Below are 2,475 nucleotides of genomic sequence, written 5' to 3'. Positions count from 1 at the left end.
TGTAATAAAATTTTACTACGCGTCGCTCCAAGTGCTTTACGTACTCCAATTTCGCGCGTACGTTCTGTTACAGATACGAGCATAATGTTCATAACACCAATACCACCAACGACTAGTGAAATACCAGCGATACCGCCGATGATCATCGTCATAATACCGGTCATCTTTGAAATACCTTCTTGAAGTTCTTTTAAATTCATAACTTCGTATTTACCAGTTGCATCACTCGGTTTACGACTGTTTAAGACATCTGCAGCTTTTTTACCTGCTTTTTCTAAGTTATCTACATTTTTTGCTTGAACAGAAATATTTTGAATTTCATCTTTTCCATACAGTGTCGGCCATAATGAAATTGGAATTAGTGCTTCTGATGGTCCCATTCCCATAAACTCGTTATCTGATTTGTAGACACCGATAATTTGCATCGGTTGACCCTTCATTTCAATAATTTTACCGACTGGATTGGCATCCTTAAATACCTTTTCTTCCATTTGTTTACTAATCATAACAACGTTATTACCTTGATCCACATCTGATTCTTGTAAAGAACGTCCCTTTAACAACTTTACTTTATTTACTGAAAAATACTCACTGTCTAATCCAGTAATACTCACCATTTCTACTTTATCTTCAATATCAAGTGGTTCCATACTTGAATTTGTTGTTACAACATGTGAGATTTCTGGAATTTTTTTAATTTCAAAAATATCTTCTTCAGTTATTTTCGGTGCTTCTACCATCCCCATACCAAAAGGATCATTCATATCAGCACTATAATGAATCGGAACCGTTTGATTACCTGACCCAACAAATTGAGATTTCAATGCAGCTTCCCCGCCTTGTCCAATCGCAACGACGGTAATAATAGAGCCTACACCGATAATAATCCCAAGCATCGTCAAAGCCGAGCGTAGTTTATGAGCTAAAATAGACGATAAGGCAATTTTCATACTATCTAGTAAACTCATACTGCACACCTTCTATCTTCTGTAACTTTCCCGTCTCGCAGTACAATGCGGCGAGACGAATAAGCCGCTACTTCCTCTTCATGCGTAACCATAACAATTGTCGTACCTTCTGCATTAAGCTTCGTAAAAATATCCATAACTTGCTCACCAGACTTCGTATCTAGCGCACCAGTCGGCTCATCGGCCATAATGAACGTTGGGTTATTCGCAATTGCCCTTGCAATCGCTACACGTTGCTTCTGTCCACCTGATAATTCATTCGGTAAATGATGTACGCGGTCCGCTAATCCAACTTTACCTAACGCCTCTAAGGCACGCTTACGACGTTCTGCTTTCTTCACGCCACCGTATACTAGCGGAAGTTCAACATTTTCCACCGCAGAGAGACGCGGCAGTAAATTAAAATGCTGGAATACAAAGCCGATATATTCATTACGAATTAAAGCGAGCTTTGACTCGTCTGCTGTTAAGATATTCACATCATTCAGCATATATTCGCCTTCTGTTGGACGATCTAAACAACCAATAATGTTCATAAGCGTTGACTTACCGGAACCAGAAGGCCCCATAATCGAAACAAACTCACCACTCTGAATCGTTAAACTAATACCATGCAAAATCGGTACCGCAAGCTTCCCTTGATAATACGTCTTAGCAATATTATTTAGCGTAATCATTTCTCTTTCACTTCCATTCCGTCATACACGTTGTCGGAAGGATTTTTAACCACCTTTTGCCCCACTGTTACGCCTTCAGTAATCTCTGTCCAATCTCCATCAGTAGCACCTTTTTTCACATTTTGTTTACGAAGCTTTCCTTTTTCTTCGATATAAACAAATGCATCATCGTCTTTTTCTACAATGCTCTTACTTGGAACAGCAATCATCGTCTTATTCTCTAAGTTTACTTGTAATGAAACATGGTAACCTGGAGATAAACCGTCTTGGCTATCAAGACTTGCTTTATATGTATATTGGGACATATTTTGAGTTGCTTCACCTACACCACCAGCTTGACCCATCTCTGCACTCGTTGGGAATTCACTTACCTCTGTAATCTTACCTGTCCACTTCTTCTTATTATTTGCTTTCGCAGTTACAGTGAATGTTTGATCCTTTTGGATTTGTGACTTCTGAAGCTCTGTTAAAGTCCCTTGAACTTGGAACGGGTCTTTAGAAGCAACTTGTAAAAATGCCTTCCCTTGTCCACCTAACGCTTGAGATGAACTTTGCGCCGCATCTTTATCTAACTTTTGAACAACACCAGCAAAATTACTATAAATCGTAAGCTCTTTCTGCTTTTTATTTAACTCTTCTTTCTGTAACTTCCCTTTCTCTTTCTCAAGGTCAGTTGTTTTTTGCGCTATTTCTAACTCACTTACTTGCTCTTCCATCGGATCTGTTACTTCTTTCCCAGCTCCGCTATCTTTCACCTTCTTAATTTCTTTCTTGAGCGAATCAATCTTCTTTTTCCCTTGATCATAACGCATATCTGCCATCTTCTGATC

Annotated in this window: 3 protein-coding genes; all 3 read right to left on the bottom strand. The window is 39.0% G+C overall.

From position 1 onward, the window contains the following. The coding region (locus ACS2MN_RS30880; protein WP_438894967.1) for an ABC transporter permease at positions 1–968 on the bottom strand (968 nt) is incomplete at its 3' end. Beyond that, positions 965–1,645: an ABC transporter ATP-binding protein gene (locus ACS2MN_RS30875; protein WP_000631624.1), complete on the bottom strand. Its 681-nt coding sequence runs from the start codon at positions 1,643–1,645 to the stop codon at positions 965–967. The genes ACS2MN_RS30880 and ACS2MN_RS30875, both read right to left, overlap by 4 nt. Beyond that, positions 1,642–2,475, bottom strand: an 834-nt coding sequence (locus tag ACS2MN_RS30870; protein ID WP_438894966.1) for an efflux RND transporter periplasmic adaptor subunit, incomplete at its 5' end; no start/stop codon positions are given. The genes ACS2MN_RS30870 and ACS2MN_RS30875, both read right to left, overlap by 4 nt.

Source organism: Bacillus cereus group sp. BceL062 (assembly GCF_051780025.1).
Lineage (GTDB): Bacteria > Bacillota > Bacilli > Bacillales > Bacillaceae_G > Bacillus_A > Bacillus_A toyonensis.
Note: the sequence above shows the minus strand (reverse complement) of the source record. Positions and strands in the feature narration are given on the sequence as shown.